The 18,937-nt window shown below is 55.9% G+C and carries 18 protein-coding genes and 1 pseudogene; 11 read left to right on the plus strand and 8 right to left on the minus strand.

Features of this window, described 5'->3' with window-relative positions:
• From ACQ4OE_RS23835 to ACQ4OE_RS23875, 9 genes and pseudogenes are all read left to right on the plus strand, one after another.
• Positions 1 to 157: pseudogene (locus ACQ4OE_RS23835) on the plus strand (Rhs element Vgr protein); the annotation flags it as partial.
• On the plus strand, positions 147 to 884 hold the full coding sequence (locus tag ACQ4OE_RS23840) for a DUF4123 domain-containing protein (RefSeq protein WP_430948110.1): 738 nt from the start codon (positions 147 to 149) through the stop codon (positions 882 to 884). The pseudogene ACQ4OE_RS23835 and the gene ACQ4OE_RS23840, both read left to right, overlap by 11 nt.
• Positions 884 to 5,539: a polymorphic toxin type 47 domain-containing protein gene (locus ACQ4OE_RS23845; protein WP_430948111.1), complete on the plus strand. Its 4,656-nt coding sequence runs from the start codon at positions 884 to 886 to the stop codon at positions 5,537 to 5,539. Before ACQ4OE_RS23840 ends, ACQ4OE_RS23845 begins: the two co-directional genes overlap by 1 nt.
• On the plus strand, positions 5,536 to 5,937 hold the full coding sequence (locus ACQ4OE_RS23850; RefSeq protein ID WP_430948112.1) for a hypothetical protein: 402 nt from the start codon (positions 5,536 to 5,538) through the stop codon (positions 5,935 to 5,937). The genes ACQ4OE_RS23845 and ACQ4OE_RS23850 overlap by 4 nt, the downstream gene beginning before the upstream one ends.
• A 124-nt stretch (positions 5,938 to 6,061) precedes the next feature.
• Positions 6,062 to 6,499, plus strand: a complete 438-nt coding sequence (locus ACQ4OE_RS23855; RefSeq protein ID WP_430948113.1) for a HEAT repeat domain-containing protein — start codon at positions 6,062 to 6,064, stop codon at positions 6,497 to 6,499.
• Positions 6,500 to 6,750: 251 nt separating this feature from the next.
• Positions 6,751 to 7,038, plus strand: a complete 288-nt coding sequence (locus ACQ4OE_RS23860; protein ID WP_430948114.1) for a barstar family protein — start codon at positions 6,751 to 6,753, stop codon at positions 7,036 to 7,038.
• A 103-nt stretch (positions 7,039 to 7,141) separates the two neighbouring features.
• The gene (locus ACQ4OE_RS23865) at positions 7,142 to 7,369 is read left to right on the plus strand and encodes a hypothetical protein (protein ID WP_430948115.1); all 228 of its coding nucleotides are present in this window, start codon (positions 7,142 to 7,144) and stop codon (positions 7,367 to 7,369) included.
• Positions 7,370 to 7,640: 271 nt separating this feature from the next.
• Positions 7,641 to 7,874, plus strand: a complete 234-nt coding sequence (locus ACQ4OE_RS23870; RefSeq protein WP_430948116.1) for a hypothetical protein — start codon at positions 7,641 to 7,643, stop codon at positions 7,872 to 7,874.
• Positions 7,871 to 8,665 carry a hypothetical protein gene (locus tag ACQ4OE_RS23875; protein ID WP_430948117.1) on the plus strand — a complete coding sequence of 265 codons (795 nt, stop codon included), beginning with the start codon at positions 7,871 to 7,873 and terminating at the stop codon, positions 8,663 to 8,665. The genes ACQ4OE_RS23870 and ACQ4OE_RS23875 overlap by 4 nt, the downstream gene beginning before the upstream one ends.
• 70 nt (positions 8,666 to 8,735) lie before the next feature.
• Here ACQ4OE_RS23875 and ACQ4OE_RS23880 read toward each other — a convergent pair whose 3' ends face one another.
• Positions 8,736 to 9,710: a tetratricopeptide repeat protein gene (locus ACQ4OE_RS23880; RefSeq protein ID WP_430948118.1), complete on the minus strand. Its 975-nt coding sequence runs from the start codon at positions 9,708 to 9,710 to the stop codon at positions 8,736 to 8,738.
• A gap of 51 nt (positions 9,711 to 9,761) precedes the next feature.
• The gene (locus ACQ4OE_RS23885; RefSeq protein ID WP_430948119.1) at positions 9,762 to 10,580 is read right to left on the minus strand and encodes a VanW family protein; all 819 of its coding nucleotides are present in this window, start codon (positions 10,578 to 10,580) and stop codon (positions 9,762 to 9,764) included.
• 227 nt (positions 10,581 to 10,807) lie between these two features.
• Here ACQ4OE_RS23885 and ACQ4OE_RS23890 point away from each other — a divergent pair, with 227 nt between their 5' ends.
• Positions 10,808 to 11,611, plus strand: a complete 804-nt coding sequence (locus ACQ4OE_RS23890; RefSeq protein ID WP_430948120.1) for a glycosyltransferase family 2 protein — start codon at positions 10,808 to 10,810, stop codon at positions 11,609 to 11,611.
• A gap of 337 nt (positions 11,612 to 11,948) precedes the next feature.
• Here ACQ4OE_RS23890 and ACQ4OE_RS23895 read toward each other — a convergent pair whose 3' ends face one another.
• From ACQ4OE_RS23895 to ACQ4OE_RS23920, 6 genes are all read right to left on the minus strand, one after another.
• Entirely contained in the window at positions 11,949 to 12,533 is a 585-nt protein-coding gene (locus ACQ4OE_RS23895) for a hypothetical protein (protein ID WP_122592364.1), read from the minus strand.
• A gap of 85 nt (positions 12,534 to 12,618) precedes the next feature.
• The gene (locus ACQ4OE_RS23900) at positions 12,619 to 12,816 is read right to left on the minus strand and encodes a hypothetical protein (protein ID WP_430948121.1); all 198 of its coding nucleotides are present in this window, start codon (positions 12,814 to 12,816) and stop codon (positions 12,619 to 12,621) included.
• Positions 12,817 to 12,827: 11 nt separating this feature from the next.
• The gene (locus ACQ4OE_RS23905) at positions 12,828 to 13,070 is read right to left on the minus strand and encodes a hypothetical protein (protein ID WP_122592366.1); all 243 of its coding nucleotides are present in this window, start codon (positions 13,068 to 13,070) and stop codon (positions 12,828 to 12,830) included.
• A 133-nt stretch (positions 13,071 to 13,203) separates the two neighbouring features.
• Positions 13,204 to 14,274: a lipocalin-like domain-containing protein gene (locus tag ACQ4OE_RS23910; protein WP_430948122.1), complete on the minus strand. Its 1,071-nt coding sequence runs from the start codon at positions 14,272 to 14,274 to the stop codon at positions 13,204 to 13,206.
• Entirely contained in the window at positions 14,264 to 16,735 is a 2,472-nt protein-coding gene (locus ACQ4OE_RS23915) for an FtsX-like permease family protein (protein ID WP_430948123.1), read from the minus strand. The genes ACQ4OE_RS23910 and ACQ4OE_RS23915 overlap by 11 nt, the downstream gene beginning before the upstream one ends.
• On the minus strand, positions 16,732 to 17,385 hold the full coding sequence (locus ACQ4OE_RS23920; protein WP_430948124.1) for an ABC transporter ATP-binding protein: 654 nt from the start codon (positions 17,383 to 17,385) through the stop codon (positions 16,732 to 16,734). The genes ACQ4OE_RS23915 and ACQ4OE_RS23920 overlap by 4 nt, the downstream gene beginning before the upstream one ends.
• A gap of 190 nt (positions 17,386 to 17,575) precedes the next feature.
• On the opposite strand from ACQ4OE_RS23920, the gene ACQ4OE_RS23925 reads away from it, so the two are divergent.
• Positions 17,576 to 18,916: a hypothetical protein gene (locus ACQ4OE_RS23925; protein ID WP_430948125.1), complete on the plus strand. Its 1,341-nt coding sequence runs from the start codon at positions 17,576 to 17,578 to the stop codon at positions 18,914 to 18,916.
• Positions 18,917 to 18,937 lie beyond the last annotated feature (21 nt).

The following is an 18,937-nucleotide window of genomic DNA, read 5'->3' on the forward strand; positions in this document are numbered from 1 at the left end:
AACCGGCGCCGCGCCATTGATCCCCGGTGTATTGAAACAGGCCGACGCCGACAAGGCCGGGCAAGTCCTCACCCCGGCCCAGATCAACACCCTCAAACGCAACGCGCCGTTCTGCGAAGAATGCGAAAAATGCAAGGCAGGTGCCTGTGCCATCTGATCGACTGACACCCAAGGATTGGCTGGCGCAACAGCCGCTGCAAACCGGCGAACGCCTGTACCTGATCATCAGCGCAGCAAGCGATTCCGACGCGCTGAAAAACCTCTACCTCACCGAACCCACCGCCCAGCTCCTGCCGATCTGGGGCGGCACGCCCTACTCCACCTGGCAACCGGTGATGCCCTACGTCACCGAACTCAAGGGCAACTCGGCATTCCTGCCATGGATCGCCGAAACCGACGCCCTCGATTGGGGCTGGCTGGCGGTATCGCGCTCAGAACCCAATGAAGTATTTGAACATCTGCGCAGCCTGACGCAGGTGAAGATGCCGGACGGGACCGAGGTGTTTTTCCGGTTTTGGGATGGGCGGCATATCTACCCGATTCTGCAGGGATTAGGGGAAAAGGCTGGGGAAGTGCTGCCGATGTTTGAGCGGTATTTGATTAATGGGCAGTCGCTGGAGGTCGGGACGCGGGTTGTGCCGAAGGTGAAAGATTGGCCGTGGTGGGAGGTGCCGAAGCCGTTGCTGGATGGCTTGGCCAAGGAAAATCCGACGACGCTGATCAGCAACCTGATGCAGTGGCTGGAAGAAGACCGCCCGGACATTTACACCGCTTGGCCCGAAAGCAACCTGAAGCTGAAAGTCAGCCGTTTCGTGCGCCGTCCGGACGCACCGAAAAATCTTAAAGAAGCACTGTTAAACCACCTGATTCTGGAGCAAGGCTGATGGATCGCGTTGCCTTTGTTGACAACCAACTGAACACCTTCAAGGACAGTCTGAAGCTGTATCAGGAACAAACCAAAACCTGGTACGCGCGCGTCGCCGACAAGGCCAGTCGGGCCGCTGATATGCCTTCCCTGCTGGGCATGGAGCGAGTAATCAAGGTTGGTGACTCGAGCAAAGCGGTGAGCATGACCGACGGCAATTTCACTTCGAACGTGGCGCAGTGCCCGCTCAAAGGGCCGTTGCTGATCGAAAGTAAATTCGAGTCGGTTTACGACATTCCTATTGGCGAAATCGAAGTCGAGATCGTCGCCGTTGAGGGTGGTGCAGTCAGCAAGGTCAAACTCGACGCTCAAGGCAAAGCCGCCTGGACCGGTGGTATTCCAGGCAAGTTCTACGAGATCCGCGTTCATAACGAAGTGACGCCGGCGCAGATCGATGCCCTCTTCAGCTCCTACAGCGGCGTGACCGCAGACCTGGAAGGCTTTCTTCGCAAAGAGTGGGCCGGGTTCAAACCGCAATGGTCGAACCTTTCCACCTCGGGCACTGCAATGGCGATTGGTACCGGCATTCTTGAAGGTGGCTGGGAGGCCATCAAAGGTGTGTGGGATGGCATCAATCAGGTGCTCGATATCCTGCAGGACCCCGGCAAGTTTGCGAAGGATCTTGGCGCGGGTGCAGATGAACTGATCAAAGTTGCCAAAAGCTCGCCGGACATCATGAAAAAGGCCATGTTGCTGGCCAGTGACGAAGCCGCGCTGTTCCTGCTGGTACGCAGCGCCGTGATCTGGCTGGCAGGCTTGCCTCCGATGAAGATGGCGGGCGACATCGCGAAAGCCACCACGGCAATGGTGGTCGGTATCGCCATAGACATCGTGATTGGCGTGGTACTCACCATTGCGGCTGAAGGCACCGGCGTTATCTACCTGATCGCCCGCTTGAAGAAGTACGGTGAGCTTGTCCTCAATGCCGTCGTCGGTTTCGTGAAGTCGCTGTTCAAGATCATCAATGGCTTTATGGAATACGTCGCGAAATACACCGCTGTTGCGGCGCGGGGCGTGACGGCCAAGGTGAGAAACGGGATTTCCGAGTTGCGGTTTGATGGCAAGAAAAACGCGAAACTCGCGGACGGAAAAATAGCTGACGATGCTTCCAAGCAGGCGAAGACGCCGGCCGACAAAAGTGCAGAACCTGCCGCCGAGACTTGCACTAACGGATGCCCGGTTTCGATGGTGACCGGCGAAGAGCTGTTGACGCTGACTGACGGTCAACTCGAAGGGCTACTGCCGTTTGAGTGGACGCGTCTCTACAGAACCAGTGCCGTGGAAATTGATTGCGGTCTGGGTTATGGCTGGAGCCATGCATTGGCTCATCGCATTGACATCAATGGCGATGAAGTCATCTGGACCGACCACGAAAACCGCGCAACGCCGTTCCCGCTCCCGAGTGAACAACGTCCAGCGATCACTAACAGCCTTTCAAAAGCTGCCATTTTCCTCGGTGACGACCCATCGGAACTGATTCTCGCCCAAGCAGGCAAGCGTCCATCGTTCTACCACTTCCGTTTTAACAGCAAAGGCGCAACGCTGATCGCGATCAGCGACAGCTATGGCAATCGACTGCACGTTACACGCGACATCCACGGTCGCATCAAACGCCTCGACAACGGTGCAGGTCGCGCGCTGCTTCTGCGCTACGACCGCAAACACATCGTCGCAGTCGACTATCAGCAGTTCCTGCCCGCGGACAATCTGGAAGATGCCTGGAATACAGTGCAGACGCTGGTCACCTACAGCTACGACGCCCAGCATCGCCTGATCGAAGCGAAGAACGCCGCCGGTGAAGCCGAACGTTATCGCTACAACGAACAGCACGTCATTCTCGAGCGGCAGCTGGCGGGCGGCGCTGCGTTCTACTGGGAGTGGGAGAACGAGGGGAAACTGTCTCGCTGCATCCGTCACTGGGCCAACTTCTCGCAGATGGAAGCGCACTACGCCTGGGATGATAAAGGCAGCGTGACCGTCACCAACGCCGACGGCAGCGAAGAGGTGTACACCCACGATGATCAGGCGCGACTGATCAGCAAGATCGACCCGGACGGTGCCGAGCATCTCAAGGCCTACAACGACAAAGGCCAATTGATCGCTGAAAAGGACCCGTTGGGCGCCGTCACCGAGTACCGCTACGACGACAACGGCTTGATGACTGCCGTCATCCCGCCGGAAGACGAAGCCACCACCTACGAATACGTCAACGGTTTCGTCAGCGATGTTCATCGCGGCAAAGCCAGTTGGAAGTACCAACGCAACCGTCAGGGCGATATCACCCAGCAAATCGACCCAGACGGCAACGCCACGCTATACAGCTACGACGGTCAGGGGCGTCTGCTGGAGATTCGCCACCCGGACGGCAGCCGTCATCAACTCGGCTGGAACAACCTCGGCCAGTTGCTGGAAGAGCGCCTGCCCGATGGTGGCCAACGCAAGTATCGCTACGATGCTTTGGGTCGGCAGATCACCCGCCAGGAAGAGTCCGGCGCCATTACCCAATACCAGTGGGATGCCGCCAATCGTCTTGCCCAGGTCACACTACCGGGCGGCGTAACTCGCGCGTTCACCTATAACGCCTACGGCAATGTCACCGCCGAACGCGATGAACTCGGTCGCATCACCCGCTACGAGTACGCCGACAACCTGCATCTGGTCAGTCGCCGCATCAACCCCGACGGCAGCCAGTTGCGCTATCGCTACGACAACTCGCGCCTGCTGCTGACCGAAATCGAAAACGAGCGCGGCGAGCAATATCACCTCGATTACTACGCCAACGGCCTGATCCAGCAGGAAACCGGCTTCGACGGTCGTCGTACTGCCTATGAGTACGACCTCAACGGCCAACTGCTGAAGAAAACCGAATTCGGCGACGATGGCAGCGAACTGGTCACTGAGTATCAGCGCGATGCAGCAGGCCGACTGCTGGTGAAAACCCTGGCCGATGGCAAGGAAATCCACTACAGCTACGACGCCCTCGGTCGTCTCGTAAACGTCGACGACGGCCACTGGCCGCTCGCCTATAAATACGACCTGCAAGACCGCCTCATCGAAGAACACCAAGGTTGGGGCACTCTGCGCTACGAGTACGACAGCGTCGGCCAGCTCAAACACTGCCGCCTGCCTGACGGAAGCAAACTCGACTACCGTCACCAACCTGGCGGGCAACTCAGTAGCATCGACCTTAACGGCTCACGTCTGACCTCTCACCAGTTCAGCGCCGGTCGCGAACAACAGCGTCAGCAAGGTCTGCTGCTTAGCCAATACCAGTACGACGAACAAGGTCGCCTGCAAGCACACAGCGTCAGCCAACGGGACAAAAACCTGTTCCAACGACGTTATACCTACGATGCCAACGGCAACCTCGCCGGCATCGACGACAGCCGCAAAGGCAACCGCAGCTACCACTACGACCCGCTCGACCGACTGATCAGCGTGCGCGGCGCCACCCCAGAAAGCTTCGCCCACGATCCGGCGGGCAACTTGCTTGGCCAAAACAACGAAGGCACCGCCAACCTCGCCAACGTCAAAGGCAACCGCCTGCTGATGCAGGGTGATCGTCATTATGAGTACGACGCGTATGGCAACCTGAGTCGCGAGCGCCGCGGCACAGGACAAAGACTCGTCACCGAATATCGCTACGACTGCCAGCACCGCCTGATCGGCGTCAGCCTGCCGGGCGGCAGCATTGCAACGTATAAGTACGACGCCTTCGGCCGTCGTATCGAAAAAACTGTCGACGGCCACACCACTGAATTTCTGTGGCAAGGCGAGCGCTTGATCGCTGAAAGCGCCGACAACCGTTACCGCAGCTACCTCTACGAACCGGGCACCTTCCGCCCATTGGCAATGCTGGACGGCGAAGGCCCACGTAAGGCCACGCCGTTCTATTACCAACTCGACCACCTCGGCACACCGCAGGAGCTCACCGATTACAGCGGTGAAATCATGTGGTCGGCGAAGTACCGAGCCTACGGTAACCTCGCTGCGCTGGACGTCAGCGAAATCGATAACCCATTGCGCTTCCAGGGTCAGTATTTCGACGCGGAGACAGGGTTACATTACAACCGTCACCGCTACTACAATCCGGGAACTGGACGGTTTTTGACGCCGGATCCGATCAAGCTTGCGGGTGGGTTGAATAGCTACCAGTACGTGCCTAACCCTACGGGGTGGGTGGATCCTCTAGGTCTAGCTAGCGGCCCGACAAATTGTCCGCAGCCTGTCCCAGGCGGAACATGGAAATTCAATTCTGAGGTTGATTTAGACTGGAGGAGTACACCTGGGACGTCATACCAGCAAATGCACAAAGGATTGGACGAGGCATTTACTCGCACAGGCGTGCCGAAAAACGAATTTTCAGTTACCAAGTGGGGCAAAGACCAATATGGAAAATCTTACCCAACAGAATGGCGCGTATTAGAGGGCAGAAATAAGGGTGCAGAAGTAAACATAGATGATCCTCGCCTCGTTCCTTCTGGTGATGGTCCGGCAGATCCTCATGTCGGTTACCAAACGCCAGGTAAGCGTGGTACAGGTGGGGCCGTTAGAGGACACATATTGTTAGAATCTGTGCCTGTATCACGCGCGAGAATTGGAGATCCACAATGAACTACCTAGAAAAAGAAATCGATTCGGCATTATCAGAGCAGAACTTAGCGCATGAGAAAGTACGCGAGAATGAACTATCTAAATTGATCATGAAGCTAATGGCATCATTTTTTTCTTCTGAAACAAAGGGCCTCGACCCTTTTTACTTGAGGGCCCCCCAAAAAAAACACGATCCAGACTTCTGGAAAAAAGTAGACATTCTCGAAAATTTTGAAAATCCCTTACTAATAGTTCAAGACAGTAAGATCCACGCTTGGAAACTAGCAACCTCTGCAGATCTTAAAACGCTATTCTCCGAAACGACTGGATTCCCATTCTGGATAGTCGACGACAACTTCAAAGTACTAATCTACATGGATGATCATGATTGCGTTCATACCAGCGATAGCACTCAATAAAAACAAATCGACTTTAGTTAACGAAAGGAATAAAACAGGGGCAGACCGCAGTTTTTTATCTATAATCTGCCGCCTGAAAACTCTCCTCTTTCTCGCTATTTAACGTGATCCATCCCTGAACAACATGAATAAGATTTTCGAAGAATACAACTACTGGCTTGGACCGAATGAAGACTCAAATTGGAATGAGTACATTACTGAACAGGTAGCATATGGAGTTTTAAGAAAATTCAACATCATGGACTGGCAACAGCTTAATGAAGCAATTCTTTTAAAAGAGGAATACTGGCAAGAAAGGAGCGCTGCTGCTCTCGGAGAGTTGCGATCGCCCGAAGCGATAGAGCTATTAAAAAAACTTCTTGACTCCACGTTCTCCGAGGTGGCAATCGCCGCAGCCTCCGAACTTTATTGGACTGAAACAGTTATTGAGGAAAAATACTCTAATAAAATTCAGCGAATCATAGACAATCTGTCCGATGAAGAAATTGATTCTCACCCTGAACTCAAAAACCCACTAAAAAATCACAACACCAAGTTCCCCAATAAAAAGCTGAAAGCCTGAGTTTTTAAGACGAGTAAAAAGCCTCTACAAGTGCGGACACCGCTTTAAATTCGTCAACTTGCCGGCTAGAAACACCACAACCACAGGATGGCTCTATCATCGAACTGTAGTGATCCGAAAGAGCTGGGAAGAGGTCACGGTTTCGCGTTTCAAACGTGATTCCCTCCTGGATACTGCCCAAATGACAGACCGCTTTATCAATAGTGGTCATTACGACGACTCCCCCCTACTGAAACTGGAAGCAGATAAATATGATAATTCAGCTTGATGGATTATCCATCTCAACCGAGGAAGAATTCCATAAACAGATATCATCTTCTTTTTCGGTCACCCAATACTACGGAAACAACCTTAATGCTCTTTGGGACCTGCTCAGCACCGACGTAGAGCGCCCAATTGAATTAATTTGGACAAATTCAAAACATTCAGAAAAATTAATGGGCGACTCATACAAAAAAATATTAATCATTCTTGATCGAGTGAAAATTCACGACAAAAGCTTTAGACTGAATGATAAGTTCAATTACCAACTTAAATAGCAAAGACGCAACTGAGGAGCAGGCCAAATTTTATTTTGTCCAAAGGTGGTTTTACCCGAACCTTTCCGCGCTCTAAACGCAGTCTTCTCGTGATTAATCACTTATGAAAATCCATCTCAACATCGATGACCTGCCTGACTACCCATACCCTGCGAACTTCATAAAATTCGCATCCATTGAACCAGAAACAGACATCGAGCCTTGGTGGCTGTTGGTATTCAACGAAGGTACAATCAGCAACTGGTACAAAACACTCAAACGGCTTTATCCAAAACGCACATTGATCCCATTCGCCAAATTCAACGCGAATGATGACATCGCGTGTTTTTGATGGAGAGGAACTTTCTGGGCAGCCCCATGTGTTGATAATTCATGCTTATGCGTCAGAGGGCTGGGAACTTCACGCCACCTACGCTAGCTTCGATAAGTGGCTAGAAGAAGCCATGGTGCAGAATGCCGAGTGGCTCAACGAGGACTAAAAACTTTAATCCCGACAAGCCTGGTATTTGTTTTAGAAAAAACGAGAGAACCGCAGGTAGCCCTGAGAAATCTCGTTGTTTAATCTTTACTCCCCCGGACTGAACAATCAAAGGACTGTAGCCTTGAAACGCCTGAATCGCCCATTTTCCATCTTCCTCGCCCTCACCTTCTCCCTTAATGCGACTGCACTGTCCCTTCGCTCCGAACTACGCCCCGACGGCACCACTGCCCTGTTACTTTCAAATGAACCCGCCGCAGAACGCGCGCCAAAGCTCAATCAGGATCCTGCGGTGCGCTCTGCACTGGTTGATTTTTTGGCTATCAGACCGGTAGCTACACCAACGACAACACAATGATTGTGCAGCAAGTTCTGGAAGCGCTTGATTCGGAAATGTCGACTTTTGCGGACGGTGGGCCTGCCGGCAGCAAAATGATTACTGCCATGGATGATGGCAACAATGGGTTTGAGCGCGGCGCATTGTTGCTTAACGACAAGGGCCAGTTGGTCGCTGTCGGGCTGGTCAATGGCCACTGCACGGTCAAGTCGCGTGAGGAAGCTTTAACCTGTAATGATGCCCCGCAAACCGTGCTGACCATTTTCCAACCGCAAGGCGCTAAACAAGCTGATGCCGAAGCTTTGATTGGCTGGAGCAAGCAACTGCCTCCCATGATGGCGATATGGGCGGAAAGTGATGATCCGGAACGCCGAGCCGCCGCGCAGAAAATTGCCAGCGTTGAATACGCTGCAACCAAACCGGAACAGGGAGCGTGGACAGCGGCACAGTTACCTTCCGACTTTCCCAAAGCCATGCTTGCGATGCTTGCGCAGCGGGCTCACCTGATAGGTGCTGGCGCCCACGGTGTTTTCACGACGCCGGGGATGGAGGGCACGCCAATTGATGGTGATTGGGACAAAATAGCCGGCCGTCCACAACATGAGTTCGAGGTCATTCTCCGGACTTTTACAGAGTACGCGGACGTCATCCATTTCTATCAGCAGCATGCGAATGACGCTGAAATCAGCGGCAACCAGCGCAAGGCTCTGGTGGAAGGCTATCTCGGTGGTGGGACTTACAAGATCGAAATCAGCAACAGAGAAGACGAAGGCACCGTGATCACTTTCTCTGCCTGGCGGCAAGAAGTCTGATTTATCCGTATGAAAAGAGGGCGACCCCATGATCGCCCTCTTTGAAATCAATATATTCTCCCCGTTTAAATCAAAGCTTTTGCAGCTCTTCTTTAGCTCCCGGAGCACCGCGATCAATTGCTTTGAGCATCCAGTACTCGGCCTTGGATTTGCTTTTTGGCAACCCGCCGCGTCCTTGTGCGTACAATTTCCCAAGTGCCAGTTGCGCATTGCCGAAATCTGCATCAGCAGACTTGCGGTAAAGCATGACCGCTTCACGCTCGTTTCGCGCTGTACCGCGTCCCTGCTCCAGCATCTGCGCCATCTCATACTGCGCATATTTATCGCCTTGAGCTGCCGATTTACCGAACCAGCTAAACGCTTGGGCTTCGTCTTGTTTTATGCCACGCCCTGCAGCCAGCATTTTCGCGAAGTAAAACTGCCCTGACTTATCACCAGTCTCAGCATATTTTCGATACCACTTCGCCGCCGCAACATCATCCTGCGCGACCCCATCGCCTTCTTCATAGATGCTGGCGAGCAACATGTAGGCTAGGGAATATCCTCCCTCAGCGGACTGATGGTAATACGCTACTGCCTTGTCCATATCCTTCAGATTCTTAATTGATCGACCACCTCTGTGGTAGATCTGCGCCAAACTGAACTGAGCCTTGGCGTTCCCCTGCTCCGCAGCTTTCAGATCCCAGTAAACACCCGCTTCTTCACCCTCAACGCTTCTATCCCAACTCAGTTCCTCAGCCAGTCCGACTTGCGCTTCGGCATTACCGTGCTCTGCAGCTTTGCGAAACCACACTTCCGGCATGCCCGGAGACCACTGCTCAACCACCCCGCAGAGGTTCTCCTGAATGGCTTTGCCAAACTGCGTCTGCGCGTCAAGATCACCTGCGACCGCTTGTTCATGCAGCCGCTCAGAATTTGGCGCGCACTTCCCTGCCTTCATACCGTCGTAATAATCACGCGGCGCTTGTGCCCACGTATTACAGGCGATGAACATTGAAAAAAGTGCCGTGCCCGCCGTACCGACAGTTTTGAAACGCTTGATCATTTGTTACTTCCTTGTGGCTTAAAAAATCCAACGAAAACCTTGCGCAAAATACTAGCTCGCTTCGAACATCTGCTCGTCCACCTCATACTTAACCACCACCCGATTCCGATACAACCTCACCCTCTCCACCAATTCCCCAACCTGCCCTTTCTCCCGCACCTCCCGCCAAATCTCATTCTCCCGATACACCCGCGCGCCCTCCCGCACAAACCGATGCGCCTCTTGGAACACGTGGTAGCGATATTCCCTCACCCGATCACACAACAACTCCCCTTCGAGTTGTGTCTCGCCGACGTTCAACTTCAGCTGAAAGTTCCGATCCGTCGGGTTGTGCAGTACCAGATCAACGTAGTTGTAGAAGATCGCCGCTCCGGAGCCAAATGGCAGTACCCGCCCTTCATCCGGAAACGGGTCGAAGCTGTGGTTGGAGCGCTCGACCACCACCAGCGGTGAATGAATCGCCATCCAGTGAATCAGGTTGCTCAGTTGGCAAATTCCGCCGCCTACACCGCGTCGTGCCTCGCCGAAAGACAGTTCCATGCCTTCAACGTAGCCGCGCTTCAACGTCGGGCGGCCGACGAGGCGGCAGAAGGAGAAGTGTTCGCCGGGGGCGATGATGACGCCGTCGATGGCGGCGACGGCGAGTTTCAGGTTGATGACTTTGTTGTGTTGCAAGGCGAGGTCAGAGTCGCCAAGTTTGCGGATGAGTTTCGAGGTGTGTTTGAGGTAGCGAAAGGGCAGCCGCTCGGCCGCCGCGACGGGCCGTGCGTAGCATTTGCCGGAACAGCGCCAGGCGATCTGGCGGAATAGTCTTTTTTGCCACACGCGCAGCCAGTACAGGGCTGGGTGGTAGAGAGAGAGTGGTTTCATCCGTGACACAACGGCGATTGCCGTTTCTTCCTTGAACCGCGAGAGGGGCGCGCATTTTATCCGGTAATGACCGGCAGCACCGCATGCATTTCATTACACCAGCGGTCTCAATTCGACACATTCTGCCGGCTACCCGAACCCCAAATTAAGGTTCGCCTAAGGTTGCCTCGCTACGATCGCGGCCACGAAACCCTGTCGCCCTTGAATCGCAGACGAGCCCTTCTGACATGAAAACGTTAGATTTACCAACCCAGCCAGCGTCGAACTTCAGCATTGTCTTGGTAAATTACAAAACCCCGGACATCACCAAAATGTGCCTGGAGCTTTTACGTGAACATGTCCAGGAACAGCGCATTCCCGTCTGGGTAGTAGACAACGATTCGGCCGACGGCAGCCTCGATTACTTGCGCTCCCTGAACTGGATCAACTTGATCGAGCGACCTTCGCCGGGCAAAGAAGCCGGTCATATTGCACACGGCAAAGCGCTGGATCTGGCGTTGGACCAAGTTGACACTGACTATCTGTTTCTCCTGCACACCGACACTTTCGTTTACGACAAGGAAGTGTTTGCGATGATGATGCGCGAGTGTACGAAAACGCCGGATATCGCCGCCGTCGGTTGTGTCGAGCAGATCAATCGCGGTGCGCTGCGTGATACTTGGCGTCTAACTTCACGCTTCTGCAAACACTATGTTCGTCGGGCAAAGACTCAGTTGGGTCTGAAAACCAAAGAGCCAAAACCGTACAGAGAAACCCATTTGAAGAGCTTCTGCACGCTGTGGAATGCGCGGCTGATGAAGTCTCAGGGACTGAACTTCTGTATGGATGATCGAGTACCGGGTTATACGCTGCAGGACCGGATGACGGCTCTGGGCTATGGCATCAAGTTTCTTTCGCCGCGCAAGATTTTCCATTATCTGGATCACATCCAGGCCGGCACGGTCGCGGCGGCAGGCACTTACGGCAAGGACCACCGGCGCACGAAGATGTATCAGGCGACCCTCAAACGCTTTCAGGGGCAGCAGGCGTAGCCGGGGCTGGTTGAAATCCGGGCAACAAAAAAGGGCGACTTTAGAGTCGCCCTTTTTGTTCGCAAATTTTGTATACATCCGCTCCGAAGAGGTGTTCGCCCAGTGTAATGGCCTGGCAATCCATGCACCGGTAAAGAGCCCTGACACTGGGCGAACGGAGGGGATTTTAATAGAAGTTGTCAGTTATGTCGTCACTGATAATGATGAAATTTATGTACTGGAAAGTTAAAAAGTGTGTGTCGCCGATATTTACCGGGAAACTTCCGACACTGCACTTTTATATGATTGTTCTCATACACAAACCTGTACAAGAACAATCACTCTGTAGAGTTAATGCTCAACTTTCGTGTTGACTGGTCACTTTTAAGATATCGGTGTAAGTGACGATGACGCTCTGCCCTTCTTTCAAGTCTTTCAGTTTGGCTTGAATTTCAGGCTTTTTCACGTCGAGTGTTTTCGATACGCCCGCCGGGTTTTGCAAGGTCACCTGGTTTTTCTTCAAATCAATTTTGGTGATTTTCAGTTGCACCTGAACCTGACGGAACGCCTCGCCGCCGGGGTTATCGCTGCCCGGTGCGTTGCGCAGTTCGCCGGTACGCTCGGTGGAGCCAGGCAGACCTTTATCCACATCGGTGTCGAGGTAAGCGGCGACGGAACGCTGCACTTCAACGTTGACCTGATCGCCAACCTTGAGATTGGCGAGGTTTTTCGCCTTGTCGCTGAGCTGAACGTGGACCTGGCGGCCTTCGGCGCCCTCGAGCACGACCTGATGCTTGGCGGCATCAACGGAGAGCACTTTGGTGGTGACCTGATCGGCTTCGATGGTGGCGGACAGCGGAATGTCGGCGGCAAAAGCGCCGAAGCTGGTGGCGGACAGGACGGTTGCGAGAGTTATGGCTTTGGCGAGTGCGTGGAGCTTCATAAGCAATACTTTCCCTGTGATGAATGGCAGCGCCCGGCCCCGAAGCGGTTTCGGCGGCGGACGTGCCACTGAGCATAGACGCTATTCAGGGCTTGGCTTTGCCGGGTTGCGAGGTGGTGTGGGGCTTGGCGGTTTCCTGCGCGGTGGACTCGCCGCTGGCCGTACCTTTGCCAGTGCTTTCGCGCTGTTTGGGGTCGGTGGGCCGCAGGGCATCGTTGTCGCGTTCGGTTTCCCCCGCAGGCCGGGGCTCGTCGGGGTGTTCGCCTTGGGTGATGGGTTTCATGGCAGTGGTCCTCAGGCTTCAGGGTCGTCGAGTTCACGTGCGACGTTCACGGCGGGGGAATCCTTGTGCAGGTCGTCGGCCTTGGCGCGCAGGATCTGCCATTGCTCCAGGTCGATGGCGCCTTGGCCGAGCAGATCGTCGGCGATGCGTTGCAGGTCGAAATAGTGAGCGTCGGGCGATTGCTGCCAGTAGGTTTCGTCGTCGAACAGACGCTGCCAGGCATTCAGGTCTGGGGGTTGCAGGTCGTCGCTCATGGTGGAGTCCAGAAATAGGCGGGTTTCTGGGTAGAGGGTTGTGGGAGAGATAGAGTTCCGGGCAGTTTGATCAGTGGTGCTGCGCCTGACGTCTTCGCGAGCCAGCTCGCTCCCACAGGACACACGGCAACCGTTAGTAGCCAGTCATTTCCAGATAGCCTTGGCCGGGATGGCTGCCCGTGATGTGAACCGGCCCTTCCCAGTAAGGAATCCGCAGGTTCATCCAGGCATCGCGATTGAGCGCGTCGAGGCTGATATCGAGGTGTTTGTCGGGGATGCGGATTGCCCATTTCACTCGCATCGTTCGGCCAGCGACGCGAGCGGTGTCTTGCGGCGTGAGTTGAATCTGCGAGCTGCTCAGGGTCTCGGTCTGGCCGTCGGCCGCGATCCAGGTGCCGGTGAGGTACGGCGCGCCGTCCTTCTGGCGCATGCGATAAAGCATCACGTGTTCGCCGCTGTCCAGGTGCAGGGAAAACCAGTCCCAGCCCGTCTGGTTGGCGGTCAGCGGTTGGCTGCTCCATTCTCTATCAAGCCATGCCGGGCCGCTGACGGTGTACGTTTGGCCGTCTATCTGCAAAGTGCCGCTGGCTTGAAAAAACGGCTGACTGTAGTAATACGACGCCTGACCCGTTTCAGATTTCTGGCTGAACCCGTTGTCGCCCTGCAACACCAGCGGACGACTGGAAGTCAGGTGCAATTGATAGGCGAAATCTTTGTCGCGGGCGCTGAGTTGCAGGTCGCGCAACGGATCCTGTGCCTGACTGGCAAACCGCCAATCGTCGATCCACGCGTCGAAAGGTGCCAGCCGCACGCCGGCCTGCCCTACTCCGCCGCGGGCATAACGCTCAGCGGCGTGGTGCACCGAAGCCGAAGTCACCGCAGCGTGCCCGAGCCAGATCGTCTGACTGGCCCAACCGGCCTGCTCTGCCGAAGGTTTCAGCGCACTGCGAAACAACGTCCACTGCACACCGAATTCGTTGCCCTGCGCGTCCTTCAGATTGGCGGTGACGTACCACCACTCAATGCGAAAACCATCATGCGCGCCGTGATCGGCGGGAAAACTGAACACCCGCCCCGGTACCACCGGCGTGTAGGCCAATGCTTGATCGCCCATGCCGGCAAAGCCTTTTTGCTCAGGCGCGGATTGATCGCAGCCGCCGAGCAGCAACAGCGCCAGCCACACCACAACAGCGTTAATCCTCATGGGCAAAGGTCCTGAGCAAATCCGCCGGTTGCGTGCGGTACAGCGAATACAGCGGCCACGCCGAAGCCAACAAGGTCGCCAACAGCGCCAATCCCATCAGTTGCAGCAGTTGCCAAGGGAATACCCGCAACGGCAGACGCCAGCCGAACGCCTGCACATTGATCACCGCATCCAGACACCACGCCAAGGCAATTCCCAGTGGCAGCGCCAGCACCAACGTCAGCACTGCGAGCAGCCAAGTCTGGCCGAGGTTGAGCAGCATCAATTGTTTGCGCGTCACGCCCAATGCCCACAGTGGCGCGAGTTGGCCGAGACGACTTTGGCTCTGGGTCAGCAGGCTGATAAACAGCGCCACGCCCGCCACTGCAAGGGTCAGACTGTTCAGCGCGGCCGTCGCCGCAAAGGTGCGTTCGAACACTTGAACCGACCAGCCCTTGAGCCGCGCCTGATCGACGATGCGACTGTCATCGAGCTGAAACCGCGTCTGCAACGCGCTCAATAATGGCGGAATATTGGGTGGATCAATGCGCAGGTTGAAGCGGTTTGGCGTCAATTGCGGCCAGCCGCGCAGCAGATGATTGACGTTGGCGATGACGTGTCCCTTCGGGTTGCCGTAATCGGCGTAAATGCCGACGATGCGCGGCGACCAGACTCCGCTTGGCGTGGGAATCATCAGGCGTTCGCCGGCATGCAGTTTCAGTCGCCGCGCCAGTTGTTCGCTGAGCATCACCGCATCATCCGTCGCCAGATGTCCCCACGGATCAGCGCCGCTGGAATCGAGTAACGGCCAGTGTTGACGATAGTAAGGATGGTCGATCACTCCGAATACATCCGCCGGCCAGCCCTGCAATGTCACGGACACCTGCCAGTTGGGCAGCACCGCCGCGACGTTCGGTTGTTGCCTGAGCCAACCGTACATTTCCCGAGACTGCGCCGGATTGGTGGGGTTGATATACAACTCGGCGCTCAGACGCTGCTCAAGCCAATCGTTGAAGGTCTGGCGAAAACCGGCGGTCATGCTGCCGGCTCCGATATTCGCGGCGAGGGCCAGCAGCAACGCCATCAGTGCCAGACTCAGCGCCGGCAATTGCTGCCGGCAATCGGCGAGAAACCACTGGCCGAGCACTGAGCGACTGCGCCCGAGCAACTGATTCAAGATCGCGCTGAGCAACACCGGCAGCGCCAGCGCGGCGCCGAGCAACAACCCGGCCATCAACACAAATCCACTGGCCAGACTGTCGCCCCAGATCAACGCCGTCAGCGCGACCAATCCCAATATCGCTGCCAGCCACCCCTGACGCCGCAACCATCGGGCGTATTGCTGATGCCAGGCTTGCGGATCGGCCACGGCCAACAGCGGCAAACGCGCCGCGCGCAGCAGGCTGTTGCCGCCCGCGAGCAATGCGCCGAGCAGGCTCAAACCGATACCGCTGAACCACCACCAAGGGCTCAGGCGCAACTGCCCCGCCACCTCCGCGCCGTATAAACCGCGCAGGCTGGCGGCGACGTCCGGCAGCAACACGCTGGCCAGCCAATAGCCGCTGATCACCCCGAATATTCCGCCGATCAGCGCCAAAACGCCTAGTTCGACGATCAGGCAACAGATCAACATCCGCGCACTGACACCGCACGCGCGCAACGTGCGCAGCAAGCCGCGACGCTGTTCCAGCGCGAGACCGATGGCGGCGTGGACGATGAACAAACCGACCAGAAACGAGAGAAAGCCCAAGGCATCCAGATTGAGGTGAAAGCTCTCGGTCAGGCGCGCGAGGTTGTTTTCTTCGCCGCTGCTTTTGAGCTGCAACTGGCCTTTGAGCGCCGGGGGCAGTTCGCCGTGAAAATCCTTCGGCAATAGCAGCCGCGACAGTTGTCCCGGTTGTTCGAGCAGGGTTTGCGCGACGCCGATGTCCACCAGCAAAACCCCCGGCGCCATGTCCTTCTGCGCCAGCAACGGCGGCAATAGCAGCCCACTGACCGTCTGCGGCGTGTCGCCTTCGCGCAGGTTGAGCGCCTGCAAGGTGTCCGGAGAAATCCACGTGCTGCCCGGCGGCGTGAAGAATTCGACAATGCGCTCGATCGGCATCGCTTGCCCGGCCACCGCGGAGTCGGCAGGCAGCGACACCGGTTCGATGCCCATCAACTGCAGCCGCTGAGTGTCGTGTTCCTTGAGCAGCAGACGCCCTTGCAATAGCGGCGACACCGGCCAGCCATGGCGGCGCAAATCGACAAACCATTGCTGGGTGAACGTGGCACCGCTGGGCGTGCTCAGACTGGCCTGCGGTTCGCCGCCGATCATCTGGCTGGCGCGGGCATAGCTGTCGCGGGCCTGACTGTTCAGCGCTTCGACACCGGTGAGTAAACTGGTCGCCAGCCACAACCCGGTCAGCACACTGAAAAACTGCACCGGATGCCGTCGCCAATGGCTGAGCAACGCAAGCAGAGTCTGGCGAAATACGTTCACGTCAAACGCCCGCTGGACAGCACCACCCGTTGCGCCAGCCGCGCCGCCACTCTTGGACTGTGGGTGACCATCAGCAGCGTCGTCGGCGTGTCATCGAGCAATTCGAGCAACAGCCGCAGCACTTCGTCGCTGGTCGCTTCATCGAGGCTGCCGGTAGGTTCGTCGGCCAACAGCAATTTCGGCTGCGAGGCCAAGGCCCGGCCCAACGCGACCCGCTGCTGCTGACCACCGGAAAGCTGTTCCGGATAGCGCCTGAGCAAATCCCCCAGCCCCAGACGCTGCACCAGATGCGCCTGCCAACGCGGCTCGTGACGCCCGGCCAAACGCGCCTGAAATGCCAGGTTGTCTTCGACGCGCAAGCTGCCGATCAGGTTGAATTGCTGAAACACCAGACCGATTTCCGTGCGCCGCCAGTTCGCCAGTTGCGCCTCGTTCATCGCCTCCAGTCGATGCTCACCGCTGCGAATGCTGCCGCGATCAACCTTGTCCAGGCCGGCGACCAAGTGCAGCAAAGTGCTTTTGCCACTGCCGGATTCGCCCATCAGCGCCAGGCTGCTGCCGGACTCCAGGGTCAGGTCGACGCCTTGCAGCACTGGCAGCGAGCCTTGGGGGGTGGCGTAGCTTTTGAAGACGTTGCAAACCTCAAGCATGGCGGAACCTGTTCGATGAGTCTGGCCGAAAAATAGCGGCACCAGGAAGTTGCAGTTGGCTCGAAACACCAGTTATATGGCCCACAAAGCATGTTCAACTGTCATTTCTGACAGGTGTTTTGACGTTACCCCTCATGCTCCACTGACTCCCCCCGTCCGGGGAAATTCAACGATTCGATGGAGCGCAATCATGTCCCAGAACAATGGAAAGAAATCCGCTGATTATCTTGATCCCACCTTTGCCGACAACGGCGTGCTGAATATACCTCTGGAAGGCAGAGGTAATCGGGTTGCTCAGTCGGTAGTGTCGCTGCCCGCGAAAAAACTTTTGGTGCTGCTGTCCAGCAACCAAGGCAATCCTCCTGCCGTTGCCAAATTGAATGAAGACGGCTCGGTTGACCGGTCTTTTGCTGACAACGGTTTCGCTGACCTGGTTTTCCCAGGGGGGGCATCGCCCGCTTTTCGCCGCTTGCACCCCCTGCCCAGCGGCTGGTTGGTCACAGGGACCACGGATAGTGGTGAGCTGGTAGTCGTTCGCCAACTTGAGGATGGTAGCCCGGATACGTCGTTCGGCACGGACAAGGACGGCAAAGTCATTATCAATATCTACGACCTGATTGATTCGCGTGAAACAACTGATGCTCGGTTTGCCGAATTCAAGCGCCAAGCGCCGGGCAACAACGCGTCGACTGATACAGGAAGTGCCAGTATTGGAATCGTCGCCCAGCAGGACGGCAAAATCCTTCTGATTTCTACCGTTATCTTTGATTCGAACGATGAAAAAGGGATTGCGGTCCGCCTGAACGTGGATGGTTCGCTGGACAAAACCTTCAATGGCAGTGGTTTTGTACTGGTTGAGCTACCGGGCGTACCCCACGACGTCACTGAGGCCTTCGGTGCCACCATTCAGCAAGACGGCAAAGTGCTGGTCTGTGGACACTTCATCAAGCCAGGTGACGGAGGGGTTGACGCTTACATCATTCGGTACAACCAGAATGGCAGCGTCGACAGCAGTTATGGCGGCAGCAATACGGGGGTTGTAACCGTTACGCGCAGTGATGATTCGCTGGTCTTTGATTCTTTGGCGCTGAAACCCGACGGCGGAGTAATCGCCGTGGGAAACGCGACTTCCAGTGACTATCAGAGAAAGGAAGGACTCGTCATTTCTCTGAACCCGACCGGAAGTTTCAATTTGGTTTTCAACAACGGCAAGCCTTTGTTTGCTGACTTCACAGAGCACGGCGTCCGGTGGACACGTTGTGTGTCGCAAGCAAATGGCAAGCTGATCGTTGGTGGTCCCGGCGGAGGACTCGATGAACACGGCTCGTCGCTGACAGCGCGTTATAACGCCGATGGTTCTCTGGATCAGACGTTTGCAGGCAAAGGCTGGGCGGACTTCAACCATCCAGGCGGCATTGACTTCTACCGAGACTGTGCCGTGATGGACGATCAGCGCATTGTCGTCGCAGCTTATGTTGTTGATGAAGACGTACCGACTAACTACGGTTACGTCTTGCGTTACCTACCCTGAGGAATATCCCGCTGCCTGACA

The sequence above is a fragment of the Pseudomonas sp. WC2 genome (assembly GCF_050586545.1).
Classification (GTDB): Bacteria; Pseudomonadota; Gammaproteobacteria; order Pseudomonadales; family Pseudomonadaceae; genus Aquipseudomonas.

Coding starts and splice junctions, on each gene's coding strand:
- ACQ4OE_RS23845 (WP_430948111.1), top strand. CDS start 884: ATGGATCGCGTTGCCTTTGTTGACAACCAACTGAACACCTTCAAGGAC.
- ACQ4OE_RS23850 (WP_430948112.1), top strand. CDS start 5,536: ATGAACTACCTAGAAAAAGAAATCGATTCGGCATTATCAGAGCAGAAC.
- ACQ4OE_RS23855 (WP_430948113.1), top strand. CDS start 6,062: ATGAATAAGATTTTCGAAGAATACAACTACTGGCTTGGACCGAATGAA.
- ACQ4OE_RS23860 (WP_430948114.1), top strand. CDS start 6,751: ATGATAATTCAGCTTGATGGATTATCCATCTCAACCGAGGAAGAATTC.
- ACQ4OE_RS23865 (WP_430948115.1), top strand. CDS start 7,142: ATGAAAATCCATCTCAACATCGATGACCTGCCTGACTACCCATACCCT.
- ACQ4OE_RS23875 (WP_430948117.1), top strand. CDS start 7,871: ATGATTGTGCAGCAAGTTCTGGAAGCGCTTGATTCGGAAATGTCGACT.
- ACQ4OE_RS23880 (WP_430948118.1), bottom strand. CDS start 9,710: ATGATCAAGCGTTTCAAAACTGTCGGTACGGCGGGCACGGCACTTTTT.
- ACQ4OE_RS23885 (WP_430948119.1), bottom strand. CDS start 10,580: ATGAAACCACTCTCTCTCTACCACCCAGCCCTGTACTGGCTGCGCGTG.
- ACQ4OE_RS23890 (WP_430948120.1), top strand. CDS start 10,808: ATGAAAACGTTAGATTTACCAACCCAGCCAGCGTCGAACTTCAGCATT.
- ACQ4OE_RS23895 (WP_122592364.1), bottom strand. CDS start 12,533: ATGAAGCTCCACGCACTCGCCAAAGCCATAACTCTCGCAACCGTCCTG.
- ACQ4OE_RS23900 (WP_430948121.1), bottom strand. CDS start 12,816: ATGAAACCCATCACCCAAGGCGAACACCCCGACGAGCCCCGGCCTGCG.
- ACQ4OE_RS23905 (WP_122592366.1), bottom strand. CDS start 13,070: ATGAGCGACGACCTGCAACCCCCAGACCTGAATGCCTGGCAGCGTCTG.
- ACQ4OE_RS23910 (WP_430948122.1), bottom strand. CDS start 14,274: ATGAGGATTAACGCTGTTGTGGTGTGGCTGGCGCTGTTGCTGCTCGGC.
- ACQ4OE_RS23920 (WP_430948124.1), bottom strand. CDS start 17,385: ATGCTTGAGGTTTGCAACGTCTTCAAAAGCTACGCCACCCCCCAAGGC.
- ACQ4OE_RS23925 (WP_430948125.1), top strand. CDS start 17,576: ATGTCCCAGAACAATGGAAAGAAATCCGCTGATTATCTTGATCCCACC.